17 protein-coding genes and 3 pseudogenes are annotated in these 18316 nt (G+C 70.3%); 9 read left to right on the top strand and 11 right to left on the bottom strand.

Translation table 11 applies throughout. The features are described from left to right. Position 1: 1 nt before the first annotated feature. Positions 2 to 319, top strand: coding sequence for a 2Fe-2S iron-sulfur cluster-binding protein (locus tag ACLZN2_RS18755; protein ID WP_416979624.1), 318 nt, complete (start codon positions 2 to 4; stop codon positions 317 to 319). A gap of 21 nt (positions 320 to 340) precedes the next feature. Continuing rightward, positions 341 to 1453, top strand: coding sequence for an alcohol dehydrogenase catalytic domain-containing protein (locus ACLZN2_RS18750; RefSeq protein WP_416979623.1), 1113 nt, complete (start codon positions 341 to 343; stop codon positions 1451 to 1453). On the opposite strand, the gene ACLZN2_RS18745 is transcribed toward ACLZN2_RS18750, so the two are convergent. The 3 genes from ACLZN2_RS18745 to ACLZN2_RS18735 all read right to left on the bottom strand — a co-directional run bounded on the left by ACLZN2_RS18745 (position 1435) and on the right by ACLZN2_RS18735 (position 3616). Beyond that, complete coding sequence (locus tag ACLZN2_RS18745) at positions 1435 to 2193, bottom strand: NAD(P)-binding protein (protein ID WP_416979622.1); 759 nt, start codon at positions 2191 to 2193, stop codon at positions 1435 to 1437. The two genes, ACLZN2_RS18750 and ACLZN2_RS18745, sit on opposite strands and share 19 nt — an antisense overlap. A gap of 363 nt (positions 2194 to 2556) precedes the next feature. Beyond that, positions 2557 to 2679, bottom strand: coding sequence for a hypothetical protein (locus ACLZN2_RS18740; RefSeq protein ID WP_416979621.1), 123 nt, complete (start codon positions 2677 to 2679; stop codon positions 2557 to 2559). 247 nt (positions 2680 to 2926) lie between these two features. Next, entirely contained in the window at positions 2927 to 3616 is a 690-nt protein-coding gene (locus ACLZN2_RS18735) for a TetR family transcriptional regulator (RefSeq protein ID WP_416979620.1), read from the bottom strand. 143 nt (positions 3617 to 3759) lie between these two features. On the opposite strand from ACLZN2_RS18735, the gene ACLZN2_RS18730 reads away from it, so the two are divergent. Next, the gene (locus ACLZN2_RS18730) at positions 3760 to 5253 is read left to right on the top strand and encodes an aldehyde dehydrogenase (RefSeq protein WP_416979619.1); all 1494 of its coding nucleotides are present in this window, start codon (positions 3760 to 3762) and stop codon (positions 5251 to 5253) included. Between the two features lie 192 nt (positions 5254 to 5445). Beyond that, complete coding sequence (locus ACLZN2_RS18725) at positions 5446 to 5715, top strand: hypothetical protein (RefSeq protein ID WP_416979618.1); 270 nt, start codon at positions 5446 to 5448, stop codon at positions 5713 to 5715. Positions 5716 to 5983: 268 nt separating this feature from the next. Here ACLZN2_RS18725 and ACLZN2_RS18720 read toward each other — a convergent pair. From ACLZN2_RS18720 to ACLZN2_RS18700, 5 genes and pseudogenes are all read right to left on the bottom strand, one after another. Beyond that, positions 5984 to 6415: pseudogene (locus ACLZN2_RS18720) on the bottom strand (methylmalonyl-CoA mutase); the annotation flags it as partial. 744 nt (positions 6416 to 7159) lie between these two features. After that, complete coding sequence (locus ACLZN2_RS18715; protein WP_416979617.1) at positions 7160 to 7870, bottom strand: dienelactone hydrolase family protein; 711 nt, start codon at positions 7868 to 7870, stop codon at positions 7160 to 7162. Positions 7871 to 7953: 83 nt separating this feature from the next. Then, the gene (locus ACLZN2_RS18710; RefSeq protein ID WP_416979616.1) at positions 7954 to 8700 is read right to left on the bottom strand and encodes an SDR family NAD(P)-dependent oxidoreductase; all 747 of its coding nucleotides are present in this window, start codon (positions 8698 to 8700) and stop codon (positions 7954 to 7956) included. Between the two features lie 51 nt (positions 8701 to 8751). Next, positions 8752 to 9699: an NADP-dependent oxidoreductase gene (locus ACLZN2_RS18705; protein ID WP_416979615.1), complete on the bottom strand. Its 948-nt coding sequence runs from the start codon at positions 9697 to 9699 to the stop codon at positions 8752 to 8754. A 26-nt stretch (positions 9700 to 9725) separates the two neighbouring features. Beyond that, a complete protein-coding gene (locus ACLZN2_RS18700; RefSeq protein WP_416979614.1) occupies positions 9726 to 10994 on the bottom strand; it encodes an amidohydrolase family protein in 1269 nt (422 codons plus the stop codon). Between the two features lie 82 nt (positions 10995 to 11076). Between ACLZN2_RS18700 and ACLZN2_RS18695 the strand changes: the two genes are divergently transcribed. Beyond that, positions 11077 to 11616 carry a MarR family winged helix-turn-helix transcriptional regulator gene (locus ACLZN2_RS18695; RefSeq protein ID WP_416979613.1) on the top strand — a complete coding sequence of 180 codons (540 nt, stop codon included), beginning with the start codon at positions 11077 to 11079 and terminating at the stop codon, positions 11614 to 11616. Positions 11617 to 11685: 69 nt separating this feature from the next. On the opposite strand, the gene ACLZN2_RS18690 is transcribed toward ACLZN2_RS18695, so the two are convergent. The 3 genes from ACLZN2_RS18690 to ACLZN2_RS18680 all read right to left on the bottom strand — a co-directional run bounded on the left by ACLZN2_RS18690 (position 11686) and on the right by ACLZN2_RS18680 (position 14023). Beyond that, positions 11686 to 12942, bottom strand: coding sequence for an FAD-binding oxidoreductase (locus tag ACLZN2_RS18690; RefSeq protein ID WP_416979612.1), 1257 nt, complete (start codon positions 12940 to 12942; stop codon positions 11686 to 11688). A gap of 1 nt (position 12943) precedes the next feature. After that, positions 12944 to 13462, bottom strand: coding sequence for a fumarylacetoacetate hydrolase family protein (locus ACLZN2_RS18685; RefSeq protein WP_416979611.1), 519 nt, complete (start codon positions 13460 to 13462; stop codon positions 12944 to 12946). Positions 13463 to 13591: 129 nt separating this feature from the next. Continuing rightward, complete coding sequence (locus ACLZN2_RS18680) at positions 13592 to 14023, bottom strand: VOC family protein (RefSeq protein ID WP_416979610.1); 432 nt, start codon at positions 14021 to 14023, stop codon at positions 13592 to 13594. Positions 14024 to 14471: 448 nt separating this feature from the next. On the opposite strand from ACLZN2_RS18680, the gene ACLZN2_RS18675 reads away from it, so the two are divergent. The 4 genes and pseudogenes from ACLZN2_RS18675 (at position 14472) to ACLZN2_RS18660 (ending at position 18259) form a co-directional block, all read left to right on the top strand. Continuing rightward, positions 14472 to 14690: a hypothetical protein gene (locus ACLZN2_RS18675; protein WP_416979609.1), complete on the top strand. Its 219-nt coding sequence runs from the start codon at positions 14472 to 14474 to the stop codon at positions 14688 to 14690. 55 nt (positions 14691 to 14745) lie between these two features. Then, a pseudogene (locus ACLZN2_RS18670) lies at positions 14746 to 15001 on the top strand (alpha/beta hydrolase); the annotation flags it as partial. A gap of 212 nt (positions 15002 to 15213) precedes the next feature. Further along, positions 15214 to 15495 (top strand): hypothetical protein, encoded by a 282-nt coding sequence (locus tag ACLZN2_RS18665; RefSeq protein WP_416979608.1) that lies wholly within the window; start codon positions 15214 to 15216, stop codon positions 15493 to 15495. A gap of 308 nt (positions 15496 to 15803) precedes the next feature. After that, positions 15804 to 18259 (top strand): annotated as a pseudogene (locus ACLZN2_RS18660) (SpoIIE family protein phosphatase). Positions 18260 to 18316: the final 57 nt, after the last annotated feature.

The following is an 18316-nucleotide window of genomic DNA, read 5'->3' as shown; positions in this document are numbered from 1 at the left end:
CATGCAGATCACAGTCACTACGCGGGACGGCGCGTCGCACCCGGTCGAAGCGCGCACGGGCCTGTCCCTCATGCAGAACATCCGCAATGCCGGGGTCGACGAACTGGAGGCGATCTGCGGCGGCTCGCTCTCCTGCGCGACCTGCCACGTCTACGTCGACAGCCTGCCACCCGGCGCCGAGCTCTCCCCCAAGTCGCCGGACGAGGAGGACCTCCTCGACGCCTGTGACGACCTCGCGGAGAACTCGCGCCTGTCCTGCCAACTCGTCTTCGGCCCCGCCCTCGACGGGATGCGCGTGACGATCGCGCCCGAGTACTGATCGCACACGAGCCGGAGAGAGATGATGACCGAACTGATGCGCGCCGCGCGGCTGCACGCCGTGGGCGAGAAGATGCAGATCGAGAACGTAGCGCGGCCGACCGCGACCGGCACGGACGTCGTGGTGGCCGTCAAGGGCTGCGGCATGGTGCCGAACCTGGCCAACGTGCTCGCCAACTGGCAGACGTGGTACCCCCAGATGCCGCTGCCCCCGCTCCCGGCGATCTTCGGCCTCGACCCCGTGGGCGTCGTACACGAAGTCGGCGAGCAGGTCGTGGGGGTCAGACCCGGAGACCGCGTCTACGTCAACCCGGGCCGCTCGTGCGGCGCCTGCCACGCCTGCGGGTCCGGCACACCGCAGAAGTGCGACTACTGGACCCTGGGGGGCTACTTCGGCTACAACCCCAACAGCCTGGACATGTTCGCCCGTTACCCCTACGGCGGCTTCTGCGAGTACATGCTCGCCCCGCAGAGCGCCCTGGTGAAGCTCCCCGACAACCTGGAGTTCCGGCAGGCCACCCGGCTGGGCTACCTCGGCACGTCGTACGCGGCGGTCAAGAAGCTCGGCCCCCTCGCGGGCAGGACGCTGATCGTCAACGGCGCGTCGGGCACCCTCGGCGTCGGCGTCACCCTCGTCGCCCTCGCGCTGGGCGTCTCCCGCGTCTTCGCGATCGCCCGCGGTGTGCCGCTCCTGGAGCGGCTGAGGGATCTCGCCCCGGACCGTGTCGAGATCTTCTCCAACCGTGAGGGCGGCACCGCGGAGTGGGTGAGGTCGCGCACCGGAGGCCGGGGCGCGGACTTCATGATCGACACCCTGGGGGCGGTCGCCTCCCTCGACTCGCTGGGCGACGCGATGCGCGGGGTCGGGCGGGGCGGACGGATCGTCAACATCGGTGGCACCGCAGGTGAGTTGGGTGTCGACGTGAAGTGGTGGATGGACGAGCAGATGGAACTCATCGGCTCGGTCTGGTTCACCGCCGCCGAAGGCATCGAACTCGCCGGGCTGCTGGGCAGCGGAGCGGTCGACATCTCCGTACTGCAGCCCAAGTCCTGGCCGCTCGACGAGATCAACGACGCCATCTCGGGTGTCTCCAGCGGTGACGGCGGGTTCACCAGCTACCTGGTGGAGATCTGAGCACGGTGACGTGCCGTTGGGCCGCTGCTGGTTCTCCCCGGCCGAAGCCACTTCGCTTCTTCCGGGGGGCCAAGGCGACGATGGCCTGACGGACCGTGCCCCGCCGAGGGAAAAAGCCGTTCGACAGCGGCAACAAGGGCGGTGCGGCGCGCGGGCAGTGAGTTGTCCTGTGCCTGCGTCTCGACGCAGGCACGCAGTTCCGGCCGGGCGGACCAGGTGAGGGCGAGCCGGCTGACCAAGGCAAGGATGTCCACCGGGTCCCAGGAGGGATCGAGCTGTCCGGCCAGCTGTGCTTGACACAACTGCTCCAGTTTGCGCGCCGTGGATACCTGGATGGGGTTGCCCGGAGCTGCGAGGGCGTCCGTCAGTTCCAGACGCCCCCAGCCGATCAGCCGGTAGTGGTCGGGGCGGACGGCGAAGTGGTCGAAGAGGCGCCCGGCACAGCCGGACAGGTCGGCCGGGTCCATGGGGGGCTTGGGCCAGTGCTGCGTACTCCAGCTCGGTGATGTGACTGTACAGAGTTCGGGGTCCCAGATCCCGCCGAAGTCCGGGTTGCGCTCGTACCAGTCGAACGGAACGCCCTCGCGCAGCAGGTTGCGGGCCGTGATCATCCCGGACGGTCCGGCGCCGACGACGCAGTAGCGCCGGGTGCACGTCGGCCGCTCGTGCGGTGCGCGGGTGTCCGGCCGGTGCCGGTTGGTCGCGCCTGCGAGCTGGGTGCAGGCGGGCGGCGGGAGCACAGCCGCAGCGCGGCGAGGACACCGGCGACGGCCGTGACCACGATGAGGACCCGTACGACGCTGACGAACGGGTTGGGCAGCGTCCCCATGCCGACGAGCTGCGGACCATCGCAACCGCCGTCGCAGGCCCCTGACACCCGCACTTCAAGGAGAAGGACCTGGGCAACCTCGTCTTCACCCTCGCCGAGCAGTACGGCGGGACGGCACTGCAGGACGCCGCGGCGGTGCTGCTGTACACCAGCGTTCTCGCCTCCTGGATCGCGCTACAACCGTCATGGGCCTGGCCGGCGCGAACCCCTACGAGACCATCGCCGCGGCGGTCGCAGTTTCTTGCGTCACGAGGTCATCCATACGTCCACGGGATCAGGTGTTGTCGTCGTGGCCGCCGGACAGCTGGTGAAGAAGGACGGCCGGTTGGTCCACGCCGACCGCGGCCAAGCGGTCCGAACTGCCCGAGGTGGAGCACCCCTCGTCGGAGCTCACCAAGCGGATGCACCCTGACCTGCCCACACGGGATCACCAGCCCGCCCTGGAAACCCACCCTGGGCGACGGACACCCCCGGCTGTCCGTCCTCTTTCCCCGCAAGGCACGCCCGGAATGCGACGACCGACTGACATGCACGGGCAACATCGCCGGCAAGGGACGCCACATCTTCCTGCTGCCCGAGCCCCAGCGCGGGAGTTCCCGCGTCTCCAGTGGGCGAGTTTTCCGGTGTGCGGGGGTCGGCGGCGCTCACTCGTCCGACGGCGCCTGAGCCGAACCTGCTTGTCCGGCCAGCCCGTGAACGACCGCCTCCAGTAGCCGGCTCAGCGCGGGGACGAACTGGAAGCGGTGGCGCGCCATGTCGGGTTCCGTGCGGTAGAGCTCGGCGACCACGGGCGACGGATTGCTCCAGGGCCACATGCCGGCGGTGAGTACGATCGCCGCCGAGAGAACCGTGTCGGCCTGCTCCTTCCCCAACTGTTCGCAGCGTTCCGCGAGAACGTCGGCGACGTCGTCCATAACTCCGAACACCGTCTGCTTGTACGCCCGGACGGCGTCCTCGGAGACGTTGTGTTCGAGGGCGGAGGCACCTTCGGCGATCAGGTCGCAGAAGAGGGTGTCCTGCGCGAGGCAGTCGGCCAGGACGGCCGCGGCCTCGGCCGGTGCGACGACCGCGGACCGGCTCAGGCGCGCGATGACGCGGCTCGCCCAGTCCTGGTAGCGCTCGGCGGCGAGCTGGAGGTAGATCTCCTCGCGGGTTCCGAAGTAGCGCAGCACGTTCGACCTGGACAGTCCGACCGCGAGCGAGATGTCCCCGAGGTTGACGGAGCGGACGCCCTTCGACGCGGCGAGCTGCGCCGCGGCTTCGAGGATCACTGCTCGGCGGTGCTCTTTCTGCTCCGGTCGTCTCGCTCGCCGGAAGGACTCGTACTGGGCCACGACCAGCAGCCTACCAAGCGATCTTCCACCCGACGTTGGATAAGAGAAAGGCTTTCTGTTAATCTCCCGGTAGACCGCCGGATCATGGCGCCCCGCAGGCGAGAGCCCTGCCGGCAGGCAACCACCCCGAGCACGGAGCGAAGATGAACCCGAGGACTGAGAACCGCATTCCGTTCAAGCACCCCGACCACTTCTTCATCGACGGCACATGGCACAAGCCGTCGTCCCCGTCGGCCTTCGAGGTGATCGACTCCCACACGGAGGAGCCGTTCCTGCGGGCCGCCGAGGCTCAGGCTCCCGACATGGAGCACGCCGTCGACGCGGCACGGAAGGCATTCGACCAGGGCCCGTGGCCCCGGCTGAGCCACGAGGAACGGGCCGGGTACCTGCGCGCCATGGCCGACGCGCTGGAGGCCCGTATCGAGGACTACAACCAGATCTGGCCCCGCGAAGCCGGAGCCACCCGGGCGATCGCCAAGGCGTTCACGGGCGAGGCGCCCTGGCTGTTCCGTTACTACGCCGACTTGGCCGCGAGTTTCCCGTTCGAGGAGAAGGTCACGCCGAGGCCGTCGCACGCGCCCGGCGGCGACTACGGCCTGCTGGTCCACGAAGCGGTCGGCGTGGTCGGGGTGATCGTCCCCTGGAACGTTCCGCTGGCGCTGAGCCTGACCAAGCTGGCACCCGCGCTGCTCGCCGGCTGCACTGTGATCGTCAAGATGCCTCCGGAGGCGCCGACCGCCGGTTTCCTGCTGGGCGAGGTCGCCGAGGAGGTCGGTCTGCCGGCCGGGGTCGTCAACGTCGTCACCGCGGACCGGGAGGTCTCCGAACTGCTCGTCCGTGACCCGCGCGTCGACAAGATCGCGTTTACCGGTTCCACCGCCGCCGGCCGCCGGATCGCCTCGCTCTGCGGCGAGCGGATCGCCCGGTGCACCCTGGAACTGGGGGGCAAGGGCGCCGCCGTCCTCCTCGACGACGCCGATTTCGAGTCGGCCGCCACCATCCTGGCGAACGCCGAGACCACACTGGCCGGCCAGGTCTGCTACTCCCTCACCCGCATCGTGGTGCCACGACAGCGGCACGACGAGTTCGCCGAGGCCCTGGCCGCCGCCTTCTCGGCCGTCAGGGTCGGCGACCCGTTCGACGAGGCGACGCAGATGGGCCCGCTCGCCATGGCTCGCCAGCGTGACCTTGTCGAGCACTACATCGCCAAGGGGCTCGAGGAAGGGGCCCGCCTCGTCACGGGCGGCGGCCGCCCCAAGCACCTGGACCGCGGCTACTACGTGGAGCCGACCGTCTTCGCCGGGGTGGACAACAGCTTCACCATCGCCCGCGAGGAGATCTTCGGGCCGGTCCTGTCGGTGATACCGGCCGACAGCGAGGAGCAGGCGGTCGCGATCGCCAACGACTCCGACTTCGGCCTCAACGCGTCGGTCTTCACCGCTGACGCGAGCCGGGCCCGCCGCGTCGCCGGACGGTTGCGGTCAGGAACGGTCGGACACAACAACCTGCGCGTCGACTCCAGCATCGGCTTCGGCGGTTTCAAGCAGTCCGGCATCGGGCGCGAAGGCGGCCGTCAGGGCCTGCTGTCCTACCTGGAGAGCAAGACGATCCTCCTGGACGAGGCACCGGTGGGGTGACCATCCGGCCGCGGCGGCTGCCGTCGGCTCTCAGGGCCACCCCGTCCTGCCCCGGGGAACTGGCCCCCTGCGGCGGGCGAGGCATCCGTACGGGTCGGCTGGCGAGCACGGCCAGACCGGCTGAGGGGGCGAGCAGGTCCGCGGGCTTCTGTATGGACATCGTGGCCGAGCCCGCGTCGTGGGCAGGTGGGAGTGACAGCGTCGCCCGCCGAGCCCGGCAGCAGCGGGTCGTGGGCGATGGTCTTCGACTACGGCACCGGCAGTTGTCAGGGCAGCGCCGCCGGGGTGGAGCGGATCCTGCCGGTGCTGTCAGCCTGCCACGATCATGGCATCGAGGACGCCAGGGCGAGTTGGGTGAACGTCGCCCCTGAGACCGAAAGCGCCGGGTCGCCGCCGGGGCCGTACGCGGCGCAGGCGGCCGTCCCGATGGCGACCAGCAGGTCCAGGGCGAGGCCAGGGTGACGCAACATCCCAATCCGCCGAGGCTCATCCCGCATCGTCCTCGTCGGTGCCGGCGGTGGCCGGGTCACGCCGGAGTGGCGCGGAGCCCGCAGCAAGCCAGCACGACGGCTGGAGTGTCGACCTCCGCAGCTGCCCGGCCACAGCCGCGCCTTGGACACCGAGTAGAAGTTGCGGACCTTCTGCTGGATGCACCACTCCTGGATGTCGGCCTGCGCACGGGACGCAGCTCGGCCGCCTCCTCGGGCGCAGGCCCATTGATCGTCATCGACACCCGGCTGTCGTCGAGGGAGTTCATCCGGATCCGGTCACCCAGCAGCTCCGCACCGCCGCCGCGCCGCCGGATCGGGTCGACGGCGATCACCGCGATCCGCAGCTTGTCCTGCTGATCGACCCGGAACCGGCGCACCAACTCGTCGGTGAGCGACGACTTTCCGGAGCCACCGGTGCCGGTGATACCCAGCACCGGCATGGTACGCGCCGCCACAGCGGCACGCAGCCGGATCAGGGACTCCGCGGGCAGCTTGCCCAGTTCGGCGCCCGTGATCGCACGGGCGACCGCGAAACGATCCCCGGCCAGAACCACCGAAACCTCGGCCGGCTTACCGTCCCACAGGTCGAAGCCGCAGTCCCGGACAACCGAGTCGACCAACCCCGCGAGCCCCATCCGCTGCCCGCCCTCCGGCGAGAAGACGGTCACCCCGTGCGCGTCCTCCTCCAGCGCCGCGTCCACAACCTCCGCGTTCGTCGTCCCGAGGCCCGGGGCACAGGCTCCCGATCTCACCGAGACCCAGCGGTTCCTCGACGAGATCGGTGTCGCCAAGTTCAAGTGGCCCGAACGCATCGAGCCGTGTGGCGAGTTCCCCGTGATCAATGTGTCCAAGATCGACAAGCGTGCGCTCAGGCGTCGCATCGCGGACATCCTCGACGCCGAACAGCAACACGGTTCAGAGAAGACGTGTTGACCCGGCTGCCGCCCGCCGGTCACCGCTTCGGGCCCTCGAAATCACCTACGGCGGTATCTCCGGATTCCTCCGCGCCGACTACCCGCCGGGAAGATGGTGCGGCATGTACTGAGGTCGTTCCGGGATGCCGCCCCGGAGGCCGGTTTGTCGAGCAGGAGTGTTCCGATCCGATCCCCTCCCACTGACTCACGAACGGCTGCCCCGGACCCGCGACTCGCCGGGCGACGCGATGCGCGGTGTCGGGCGGGGCGGACGGATCGTCAACACGGTGGTATCGCTGGTGAGTTGGGCGTCGACGTGAAGTAGTAGGTGGACGAGCAGATGGAGCTCATCGGCTTCTGCCCGAGTCCTGGCCGCTCGACGAGATCAACGACGCCATCTCCGACGTGTCGAGCGGTGAGGGCGGACCGCTCGGTGGGCAACCACTACCCGATCGGCCGACTCACAGTGCGCGGCCGGACCGAGTGGTGATCGGTGCCGCTTCAGCCCAGCCGCTTGTGCAGGAACTCCAGGGTGCTGTCCCAGGCCTTGGCCGCCGACTCGGCGTGGTAGACCTCGGGGTGGCTGTCGTTGAAGAAGGCGTGCTGGGCCGGGTAGACGCGGATGTCCGGGGTGATGCCGGACTGAGCCGGGATGAGCTGCTGAAGGGCTTCCAGCGATTCACGCGGAACGGTGACGTCCGTCTCCGCGTAGTGGCCGAGGATCTCGGCCTTCAGGTGCGTGAAGTCGGGCAGTTCGCCCCGGATGACGCCGTAGAACGGGACCGCCGCGCTGACCCGGGAGTCCACCGCCGCCTGGTAGAGGACGAAGCCGCCGCCCATACAGAAACCGACCGAGCCGATCGTGTCGGTCGTCACCTCGAGGCGGGCCAGGAGGTAGTCCACGGCGCCGGACAGCAGCTCCACACCGCGCTCGACAGGCAGGGCGTGCATCATGCGGCCCGCCTCCTGGAAGTCGTGCGCCACGTTGCCGCCGTACAGGTCCGGCGCGAGCGCGACGAAACCCTCGCGTGCCAGACGGTCCGTCACGTCGGCGATGTGGTCGGTCAGTCCCCACCACTCCTGGATCACGATCACGGCGGGGCCGCGCCCGGAGGGGGGCACCGCGAGGTATCCGTGCGCCGTGCCCCCGGCGCTGGGGAAGGTCACGTTCTGCTGGGCCGGGGCGCCGGTCGTCTTCGGGGTTTCGGTCATGCCGTATCACTCCAGGAAAGTCGGGGGGAAGAGTGCTGATCGTGGGAGACGGGCCCCGGCCGGCCGGGGCCCGTCAAAGGGGCTCAGCGGCGGATCAGGCCGCCGTCGACGAGGTGGATCTGGCCGGTGATGAAGGACGCCTCGTCGGAGGCGAGGAAGGCGACCAGGTTGGCCACGTCCTCCGGCGTCTGCTCCCGCTTCAGGTTCTGCAGCTGCGCGTGTTCCTTGAAGAACTCGTCGGTGAGGTTGCGGCGCGTGGTCGGGGTGCGCACGACGCTCGGGCCGAGCGCGTTGACCGTGATGTCCCAACGCGCGAGGTCGGTCGCCAGGGCGTGGGTGAAGCCGTTGACGGCGCCCTTCGCGGAGACGTACGCGAGGAACATCGGCGGGGCTTCCCAGTAGCTCGACGACGACATGTTGATCACGCGGCCCGCCTCGGAGGCCTTGAGGTCCTCCAGGAATGCCTTGGCGACCAGGAAGAAGCCGTCCACGTTGATGGAGAAGATGTTCTTCCACTGTTCGAACGTGGTGTTCTCCAGATCGCGCATCATGGCGATGGCCGCGTTGTTCACCACGATGTCGACCGGGCCCAGCGCCTGGCGGACATCGGCGGCGAAGGCGTTCACCTGGGCCTCGTCGGACACGTCGGCCTTCGCGGCGAAGAAGCGCCGACCGGCGGCCTCCACGATCGCCTGTGTCTCCTCCGCCGGGTTGACGTCGACGACGGCGATGTCGGCGCCCTCGGCCGCGAGCTTCTGCACGATCGTCCGGCCGATACCGGCGGCACCGCCGGTGACGACGGCGATCTTGCCTTCCAGACGTCCAGTCATGACACAACTCCTCTTGTTCGGATGATTTCTTGACGGGTTTTGCGGGCTGGATCAGTCACCGAACGTGACGACGATCTTGCCCCGGGCCTTGCCGGAGGCGAGGACGCCCAGGCCCTCGGCGGCCTGCTCCAGCGGCAGCACGGTGTGCACGTCGACGGCCAGCCGGCCGGAGGCCGCCAGCTCGGCGAGCGGTGCGGTGGTCTCACGGACCGGGTGGGCCTGGACCATGCCTCCGGTGAGGCCGGCGGCGGCAAGCGTGTCGGCGTCGGGGGCCATGGTGGTGGTCGCGACCGCGCCGCCCTTGCGGACCGCGTCCAGGGGGACCTCGGCGGGCGTGTAACCGACGAGGTTGATCAGTGCGTCGACGCCGTCGGGATGTACGGCCCGGACCTCGTCCTCGACCGGACCCGCGGTGAAGTTCACGACGGTCGTGGCGCCGAGCGCGGCCAGCCGTTCCGCGTCGTCGGGGGTGCCGGTGGCCACGACGGTGACGTCCCGCGCGGCGAGCAGCTGGACCGCGTACCGGCCCACCCCGCCGGTGGCTCCGTTGACCAGGACGACCTGGCCCGGCTGCGGGTCGATGCGGTCGACGGCGGCCACGGCGGCGGAGGCGGCCAGGGGCAGCGCGGCGGCGGTGGCGAAGTCGATGCCGGCGGGCTTGACCACGACCGAGGCGGCCGGCAGCAGCGCGTACTCGGCGAGGGTGCCGGCCTGGATCGGCGGGGCCAGGGGGACGTTGCCGAAGACCTCCTGGCCCGGCTCGACGTGGTCGACGCCCTCTCCGACCGCCTCCACCACGCCGGCGGCGTCACGGCCGAGGACGAGGGGGTACACGTGAGGGAGCCGCTCGGCGAACGCTCCCGCCGCGAGGACGTTGTCGAGCGGGTTGAGGCCGGCCGCCCTGACCTTGATGAGGACGTGTCCGGGTGTCACCTCCGGGGTGGGCAGTTCGCCGAGTACGGGCTGTCCGCCGGCTTCGGGTACGTGCAGTGCGCGCATGACGTTTCTCCTTGAGGGTGCGGGTTTCAGATGCCGACGACGGCGGCCGCGGTGACCCGCAGGTCCTGGGCGGCCCGCCCGAGGTCGGCATGGACCAGTCGGCCGCCGGTCTTCACGACCTGTCCGGCCACCAGGACGGTGTCCACGTTGTGGGGGTGCGCGGCCGTGACGACGGCGGCGATGGGGTCGCGCTCGGCGGTGAGGCAGTTGATGTCGTCCAGGCGGAGCAGGATGACGTCGGCCTGCTTGCCGGGGCGCAGGGAGCCGATGCGGTCGGCCAGGCCCAGGGCGGCGGCGCCGTCCAGGGTGGCCATCTTCAGGACGTCCCCGCAGGTCATCCGCGGGTCGTCGGCGATCTGGCTGGCCAGCAGCGCTGCCCTCATCAGGGAGAACATGTCACCCGGAGCGCAGGTGACGGCGTCGACGCCGAGGCCGGTGGTGACGCCCGCACGGCGCAGCCTGCCCGCCACGGGCGAACTGTCGCCCAGCATCGCCTCCGCGCCGGGCGTGGCCGAGGCGGTGCCGCCCGAGTCGGCGATCAGCTTCAGCTCGTCGTCGCCGAGAGTGTTGCCGTGGACGTAGAGGATCTTCTCCCGCAGCAGTCCGGCGTCGCGCAGGGCGAAGATCGGCTGGGCCGCGAGGGGGGTCGAGGAGACGTGGAACGTCAGCGGCAGGTCCAGTTCGTCCGCCACCCTCCACTCCTCGGCGATCACCTCGATCGGGGTGAAGGACGGGCCGAGCGGCGCGTACGCCATGGTGACGAGCGCTCCGTCGTCGGCCAGCCGCTCGGTACGGATGCGGCGCACGTCGTCGAGGCTGCCGCCGCCGTGGACCGGGGTGCCGTAGCCGTAGATCGCCCGCAGCCCCGCCGCGTTCAGGGCGTCGATGGCGGCGTCCGCATGCTCGGGCGAGTTGGAGATGTGCGAGTAGTCCAGCTGGGTCGTGATGCCGGAGTCGAGACACTCGAGCGCGCCGGCCAGCGTCGCGGTGTACACGTCCGACGGCCGGAAGTTCGGACCGTGCTTCGCGAGGATGCCGAGGTAGGTGTGGAGGTCGATGTCCACGGCCGCGCCACGGAGCGCCGACTGCCACACATGCCGGTGGGTGTCGACGAACCCGGGGAGCACGATCCGGTCGGTGGCGTCGATGACCGTGGCCCCGTCCGAGGGCAGGTCGCTGCCCACGGCGACGATCCGTCCGTCCTCGATGAGGAGGTCGGTGTTCGGACGGGCGAACGGCTGGGGCTCGGTGTCGATGACGTGGCCGTTGCGGATCAGGATGCGGGTGTCGGGCATGACGCTGCCCACCTCTCTAGTTCGAAAGCTTTTTTAAAAGCTATCTAGAAAGCTATACCGACAGTGACCTACGATGCAAGGCGTGACGACAACACCGGATCCCGTGGACGCATGGATGGACTCGTGGCGCACCGAGCTGCCCGAGGTCGAGTTCGCCTCCTCGGAACTCACCAAACGGATCATGTTCATGTCCAGCGCACTGGACGGCGTGATGCGGCGTGAACTGACGGAACTCGGGCTGACCCCGGCCGAGTTCGACGTCCTGCTGGCACTTCGCCGCGCGGGTGCGCCGTACAGGATGAAGCCGAACCAGCTCGCCCGCTCCCTGATGCTCTCCACCGGCGGCACCACCAATGTCACCCACCGCCTCGTGGCCCGCGGCCTCGTCGAGCGGGAGAACGACCCGGACGACGCCCGCAGCACCTGGCTGCGCCTCACACCGGACGGCGTGGCACTGGCCGAGCGTTCGGTCCTGGTGAGCTCGGCGGCCCACGACGCGCTCTTCGAGGGCGTTCCGACGGAGATCGTCCAGGCGGCGACCGCCGCGCTGCGGGAGCTGTTCGCCGCCACCCCCAGCCTGCTCGGCGGCACGGTGACGCGGTCCACCCGGTCTCAGGGCTGACGGCACAGACACGGAGAGCGGCCCCCGGCCGGGAGCCGCTCTCGCGTCGTACGGAGACATGACTACCCGTCAGCCTGCCTGCGCGGGCGCGATGTTCTTGTTGAACCGCAGCAGGTTCTGCGGATCCCAGTCGGCCTTCGCCCGCTCCAGCCGGGCGTACTTCTCGGGCCTGCCCCACACCCCACGGCGCCACTCGGGCCCGTTGTCGGTCGACAGGTTGACGTAACAGTTGGCCCGCACATGCGGCTTCAGCTCCGCGTGCACGCCGTCGACCCAGGCACGGAACCCCTCGTCGTGCTCGGGGAGGTCCCACACGGTGACGGCCTCCCAGAACCAGTTGGCGCCCTCCCGGGAGAAGGCCGCGCAGTCCTCGTCGAAGTCCTCGCTGATGGCGCCGCCCATCGCCCAGATGTTCTGCACGGTGCTCGCGATCGGGATCGGAGACGGCAGATGCGCCGCGCCGTGGCGCGTCACGATGTCGATGACGTCATCGGTGAACTCGGACAGGTACGCCCCCTTGGTGTAGGCGCGGTAGTCCGGCGGGGCGATCGCGTCGAGCATGCTGTTCGCCGCGGACCAGGGGACGGGCTGCACCGCCTTGACGATGGCCGGGCCCAGGGCCGCGAGCCCGTCCACCAGCGCTTCGGCCTTGTCCACCGCACCGGTGTACACCACGAGCAGCAGCAGGACGTCCGCCCCGTGGTATTCGGCCGGTACCACGGGCATCGGCGGGCACTGGGTCAGAGCGGCGATGACACACATCTCCCTCGGCACACTCGCCATGTGGTCACGCCAGGCGGCCAGCACCTCGGAGGCGTGCTCCGCCGGGAACGGGATGAACCCGGCGACGACTTCGCGCGACAGCGGCCGGGCCTGGAACTCGAAACCGGTCACCACACCGAAGTTGCCGCCACCGCCCCGCAGCGCCCAGAACAGGTCGGGGTTCTCCTCCGCACTCGCCCGGACCTGACGGCCGTCGACCGTCACCACGTCCATGGACAGCAGGTTGTCCACGGTGGCGCCGTAGCGGCGCATGTTGCACCCCACTCCCCCGCCCAGAGTGAGCCCCGCGACACCCGTGTTGCTCACCGTGCCGGCCGGCACGACCAGCTCGTGCTTCTCCAGCGCGGTGTCCATCTCGCCCAGCAGCACCCCGGCGCCCAGACGCACGACTCCGGTGTCCTTGTCGAGGTCGATGCTCTTCAGGGCGCTGACGTCGACCACCAGGGCGCCGTCCGGCATGGACGCTCCGTCGACACTGTGGCCTCCGGCCCGCACGGCCAGCGGAGTCCCGGTCTCACCGGCGAAGCGCGCGACGGTGAGCACGTCACGGGCGTCGGCGGCCCGCGCGATCAGGGCCGGTGTCGCATGGTCGGTGTGCGTGTAGAAGACTTCCGCGCGGCCGCGTAGCCCGGGTCCTGAGGGCGGAAGAGCTGTCCTCGGAAATCGGTGGGGAAGTTCTTGAGGACATCGTGGGCGGCTCTGACATGACTGTCTTGGTGGGCAGTTCGACCGTGGTGTACGGGCCGGTCACCGAGGCGGGGAACTTGGTGAAGACGAACGGCGCTTCGGGGAGGTCGAGCCCCGACTCGCGGGCGTGTGCACGGTAGTTGAGGCCGACCGCGAAGATCTGGCGCGGGCGGGGAACGGGTGCGCCGAGCTGTGCCTCGTCGACCGGTTCCGCGTCCGTGAAGTCCGCTTCCCGCGCCAGTTCGCGCAGTTCGTCCCAGCGGGCGTACACCGCCATCGGATCGGAGGTGAACCAGCCGTCGCTCGCGATCTCGACGTCGAGCCAGCGGCCCGCCTGTTCGAGACCGGCTCGGCCGCCGTGGTTGATGACGCGCATGCGTGCTCCTCGGCGCTCAGGCGCCGGTCAGGACGGGCAGGGGGTTGGGCAGGTCAGGACTGGTTTTCAGGGCCCAGGCGCGGGTGCTCAGCTCCTCGCGCTTCGCGCCGGCACGGAGCGCCCGGACCATCAGCTCGGGTTCGAACGGACACTCCGACCGGGTCCTCGGCGTACTCGGCTCCGTGCATGTAGGCCGTGGCCTCGTCCGGCGTGGCGAAGTTGTCGACCTGCAGCTCGGCGAAGTTGCCGTCGGGGTCCTGGTAGTACAGCGAGGTCGTGATGCCGTGCTGGATCGGGACCCTCGGCTCGACCCTTCTCCTTGAGGGCGGCGCAGCGCTCCAGCAGGTCGTCGAGGCTGTCGAAGGTGTACGCGGTGTGGTGCACGGCGGCCGTGGTCGGGGACTTCCGCTCCAGCGGCACGGGCGAGCCGAGCAGGGCGATGCGGTGGTGTTCGTCGTCGAACGTCATGAAGCACAGCCCGTGTCCTTCGAACACCACGTGGGCGTCGAGCACGGTGCAGTACCAGTCCCGCATCTCCGCCAGCTGACTGGTCTGGCCCATGGCCGCCGCCCGCACCGCCCGGCGAACATTGCGTCAATAGTTTGACACTGGCATCAACTCGGCCGTCGTGGGCGTGGCGACCCTCGACCGCTCATGCGGCCGAGGGGACCGGCGGCGACCATGCGGCGGAGCAGGGCGGGCGGAGTGCAGCAGGGCACCCAGCTATCCCGGCGGACCGCGTGAGACCGTCGACTCCCGCGACCATTCCTTCGGGCGGCACGCGAGGTGGGCGGACGTGACCGACCTGGAGAAGATCGTCACCTGGACGGGGCCGGACCCCGGTCGGAAGCTTCAGCGGGGTGTTCAAGTACGGTCTGGCACCAACCCGGCACATCGTGTACTGGTTCGCACACGACACGTCCTCCACGGCGAAAGTTCCGCGCGTTGATGTATGCGCGGCCGCCGGGGTCGCCTGCGCGAAGATCGCGCCAAGGGTCGCGGCGACCACATGAACCCCGCTCATCACCCACTCCTGGAGGAGTGCGACGACCCACCAGACGACAGCTCACCTCCTCGGCGCCGCGACCACTCGGCGCCCTTCGACCCCGAATTCGCGCCCGTCGCGGAAGCGCCGGCGGTCGCCATGCCACCCTGGTCCGCCGAGACCCTCGTGTCGAACCGGCAGGCCCTGACCCAGGGGATGCCCGACGAGGAGCCGGTGGCCTGACGGCGGGCGGGCTTTCCCCGAGCTGAGCCACCACCGCCTCGAGATGCACAGCAGCCGCATGACGGACCGAGGGGGCTGGGACCGCAAGGACAACACGTACGACTGGACCGCCCTGCTGGGCGAGCGCCGCGGCGGCCCCGACGTGTCGCCGTACGCCGCGCCGGCCCGGGCCGAGGACCTCAGCGGCCTACCCCGCACCTACACCCACCTCGGACGGCCGGCGTAGAGGAGGATCTCGTCGCGGTGTCGCGGTGTCGCGAGCCTCGGCCGCGACCCGCGCGGAGTCCATTCGGCGGGCTCTGGAGGACTGAGCGGCCGAGCCGACTCCTCGACGGCGTGCCCGCGGCGCCGCGCCGCAGCGGACGCCGTGCGCGAGCTTGAGTCCTGAGGCCCTTGCACCGCCGAGAAGACCACCCGAACCCTCACCGGCACCGACACGTCCGACTGCGCGAGCGACCCGCACGCCGGTGACACGATCGCGAAGACACGGGTGCACGTGCCGCGGTACGTCCCCTCCGCGAGGGTGGCGAACGCTTCGGCCGACCACCTGGCCGGCTCCGACCTCGACCTGTACGCCTTCGACGCGGACGGCAACCTGGTCGACTCCGACGTCACGGCCACTGCGGACGAGCACGTCGACCTGCCGCCCGGCGACTACGACGTGTACGTCGTCCCATACTCGCTCCCCGCCGGGCCGCCACAAGCGCGTCCGGGCTGTGGCACCGCGATGGCGGTCCGCGACCGGATGGGGCACCTGACCGCCGAGGACGAGCCCGCGTCACCCCCGACGGCGAGGTCTCCCTGAGGCTCCTCGCGCCGCCGGCGTAGGTGGCGAACGCACCGCACGGCCGGTATGTACTCGCCTGCCGGGTGGCGTTCGCGCGCAGGGATCCCGGCGTCCCGACGAGTGTTGCCGGAAGGGGATTCGTTCCGGGTGAGGGCCGCTCCGCCTGGACTGTGGGGACCTGATGCCGACAGGCTGACCACGAAATACGCTGAAATGGAACGAGTGGGACATATCAAAGCCATGGAGCCTCACACGTTGGGCGACACAAGCCCAAGTGTGAGGGGCGTGGTGAGCCGGAGAGCCCGGTGAGAGCGAGATGAGCGGCAATGGAGCGGCGTATCGTCGACGACCAGGGAGTGGGCCCCGACCCGGACACCGTCGAGGAGACCTTCACCGCACGTGCCACCGTCGACGAACACGGCACCGTGACCGGCTGGAGCCCTGGTGCCGAGCAGTTGCTCGGCTACGCTCCGGCGCAGATCCTGGGTCGGCCGGCCGCCTCGCTGCTCGCCGAGGAGCCGTCGGCGAGCGACCTCCCGCCCTTCCCGGACCTCACGAGGTGGCACGGCACGCTCGCACTCCGGCATCGGGACGGGCATCCTGTGGAGGCCAGGGTCCTGGCGCATCACAGGACGTCGTCCACCGGGCTCCGTGACTGGTTCCTGGTCTCCGCCATCACCGGGTCGCAGCCCCATCCCGACGACGACGCGCTCGCGCTGCGGAGTCTCCTCGACTGCCCGTACTACTCGACCTCGGTACACGACACGAACCTGCGCTTCCGCAGGGTCAGCCGGTTGGGCATCGGCGCCATGGGCCTGAGCGAGGACGACCTGCGCGGGCTGCGGCCGGCGGAAGCGGTGGACCATCCTGAGGCCCTGGAGATCGAGCGGCTCATGCTGCGAGCGCTGGAGACCGGCGAGACCCAGTACTTGGAGAGCCACAGCAAGAGCCCCAGCGAGACACGTGACCATCCTGTTGGGTCGCTGCATTTCTACCGCCTGGAGGACGAGGACGGAGGCGTCCTGGGCGTGGCCATCACCGGGCACGACATGACGGAGCAGTACTGGGCCCGCAAGCGCCTGCAGCTGATCGCCGAGGCCAGCACCCGTATCGGCACTACGCTCGACGTGACGCGGACGGCGCAGGAGCTGGCGGACGTGGCGGTCCCGGACCTCGCCGACTTCCTCAGCGTCGACCTGCTGACGTCCCTCGACGAGCTGCTCGAGCAGCCCCCGGGAGCACGGGGAGCGGGCGGCTCCCTCGCGTTGCGGCGCATCGCTCACCTGTCCGTGCACCCGGGAACCCCGGAGGCGGTCGTCGCGCTGGGCGGGGTGGACGAGTACCCGGAGGACTCCCCGCCGGCGGAGAGCCTGCGCTCGGGACGCGCCGTGCTGCACCAGGCGACGGAGCCGGTGATCGCCGACTGGATCGCCCGGGACCCGATCCGGACCGCCCGATTCCGGGACTTCGGTTTCCACTCGGCGATGACCGTGCCCCTGTCGGCGCGCGGCACCACACTGGGCGTCGTCGTGTTCGCCCGCCACCGGCACCCCGACCCCTTCCGGCAGGACGACCTGGTGCTCGCCGAGGAACTGGCGGCCCGCGCGGCCGTCTGCATCGACAACGCCCTGCGCTACACCCGCGAACGCGGCACCGCCGTCACCCTCCAGCGCAGCCTGCTGCCGCAGAGCATGCCCGAGCAGGCCGCGGTGGAGGTCGCCTCCCGCTACCTCCCGGCCGGCGCCCGCGCGGGTGTGGGCGGCGACTGGTTCGACGTGATCCCGCTGTCCGGAGCGAGGGTGGCGCTGGTCGTGGGGGACGTCGTGGGGCACGGCATCCACGCCTCCGCGACCATGGGACGGCTGCGCACCGCCGTACGCACCCTCGCCGACATCGACCTGCCCCCCGACGAACTGCTCACCCACCTCGACGACCTCGTGGCCCGGCTGGCCACCGAGGTGGAAGGGGCGGAACGGGCCGCGGGGAGCGAGCCCGCAGGAGACGTCGGGGCGACGTGTCTGTACGCGGTGTACGACCCCGTCTCCCGCCGGTGCACACTCGCCCGGGCCGGGCACCCGCTCCCGGCCGTGGTGAGCCCGGACGGCACCGTCGACCTGCTCGACCTTCCTGCGGGACCCCCGCTGGGCCTGGGCGGACTGCCCTTCGAGGCACTGGAGACCGAACTGCCGGAAGGGAGTCTGCTCGCCCTCTACACCGACGGCCTGGTCGAATCCCGGGATCACGACATCGAAGACGGCATCGCCCGGTTGTGCCGGGCCCTCGCCACCCCGGCCGCCTCCCTGGAAGCGCTGTGCGACAAGGTCCTGGAAACCGTGCTGCCCGAACGGCCCACCGACGACGTCGCCCTGCTCATCGCCCGCCCTCGCGCACTCGACGTCGGCAAGGTCGCCACCTGGGAGGTGGTCCCCGACCCGGCGGCCGTCGCCGAGGCCCGCCGGAACGCCCTCCGCCAACTGCAGAGCTGGGGTCTCGACGACGCGGCCTTCGTCACCGAACTGGTCGTCAGCGAACTGGTCACCAACGCCATCCGGCACGCCGAGCCCCCATCCAGCTGCGCCTCATCCACGACCGGACTCTCATCTGCGAGGTGTCGGACTCCAGCAGCACCACACCCCACATGCGCCGCGCCCGCACCTACGACGAAGGCGGCCGCGGACTCCTCCTGGTCGCCCAACTGACCCAACAATGGGGTACCCGCCCCACCCACGTGGGCAAGACGATCTGGGCGGAACAGAGCGTCGATGCCTACCGTCACCTCTGACCACCTGAACCCGGTGCGGCGTCCCGGCCCGGGAGGCCAGGCGCCTGGCGCCTGGGA

This window comes from Streptomyces sp. T028 (genome assembly GCF_048159505.1).
Taxonomy (GTDB): domain Bacteria; phylum Actinomycetota; class Actinomycetes; order Streptomycetales; family Streptomycetaceae; genus Streptomyces.
This window is presented reverse-complemented; position numbering and strand designations above follow the sequence as displayed.

What these genes read in the sequence shown, in the direction of transcription:
- ACLZN2_RS18755 (WP_416979624.1), top strand. Translation starts at nt 2, where the DNA reads ATGCAGATCACAGTCACTACGCGGGACGGCGCGTCGCACCCGGTCGAA.
- ACLZN2_RS18750 (WP_416979623.1), top strand. Translation starts at nt 341, where the DNA reads ATGATGACCGAACTGATGCGCGCCGCGCGGCTGCACGCCGTGGGCGAG.
- ACLZN2_RS18730 (WP_416979619.1), top strand. Translation starts at nt 3,760, where the DNA reads ATGAACCCGAGGACTGAGAACCGCATTCCGTTCAAGCACCCCGACCAC.
- ACLZN2_RS18715 (WP_416979617.1), bottom strand. Translation starts at nt 7,870, where the DNA reads ATGACCGAAACCCCGAAGACGACCGGCGCCCCGGCCCAGCAGAACGTG.
- ACLZN2_RS18710 (WP_416979616.1), bottom strand. Translation starts at nt 8,700, where the DNA reads ATGACTGGACGTCTGGAAGGCAAGATCGCCGTCGTCACCGGCGGTGCC.
- ACLZN2_RS18705 (WP_416979615.1), bottom strand. Translation starts at nt 9,699, where the DNA reads ATGCGCGCACTGCACGTACCCGAAGCCGGCGGACAGCCCGTACTCGGC.
- ACLZN2_RS18700 (WP_416979614.1), bottom strand. Translation starts at nt 10,994, where the DNA reads ATGCCCGACACCCGCATCCTGATCCGCAACGGCCACGTCATCGACACC.
- ACLZN2_RS18685 (WP_416979611.1), bottom strand. Translation starts at nt 13,462, where the DNA reads ATGCGCGTCATCAACCACGGCGGCCGAGCCGGTCTCGAACAGGCGGGC.
- ACLZN2_RS18680 (WP_416979610.1), bottom strand. Translation starts at nt 14,023, where the DNA reads ATGGGCCAGACCAGTCAGCTGGCGGAGATGCGGGACTGGTACTGCACC.
- ACLZN2_RS18675 (WP_416979609.1), top strand. Translation starts at nt 14,472, where the DNA reads ATGAACCCCGCTCATCACCCACTCCTGGAGGAGTGCGACGACCCACCA.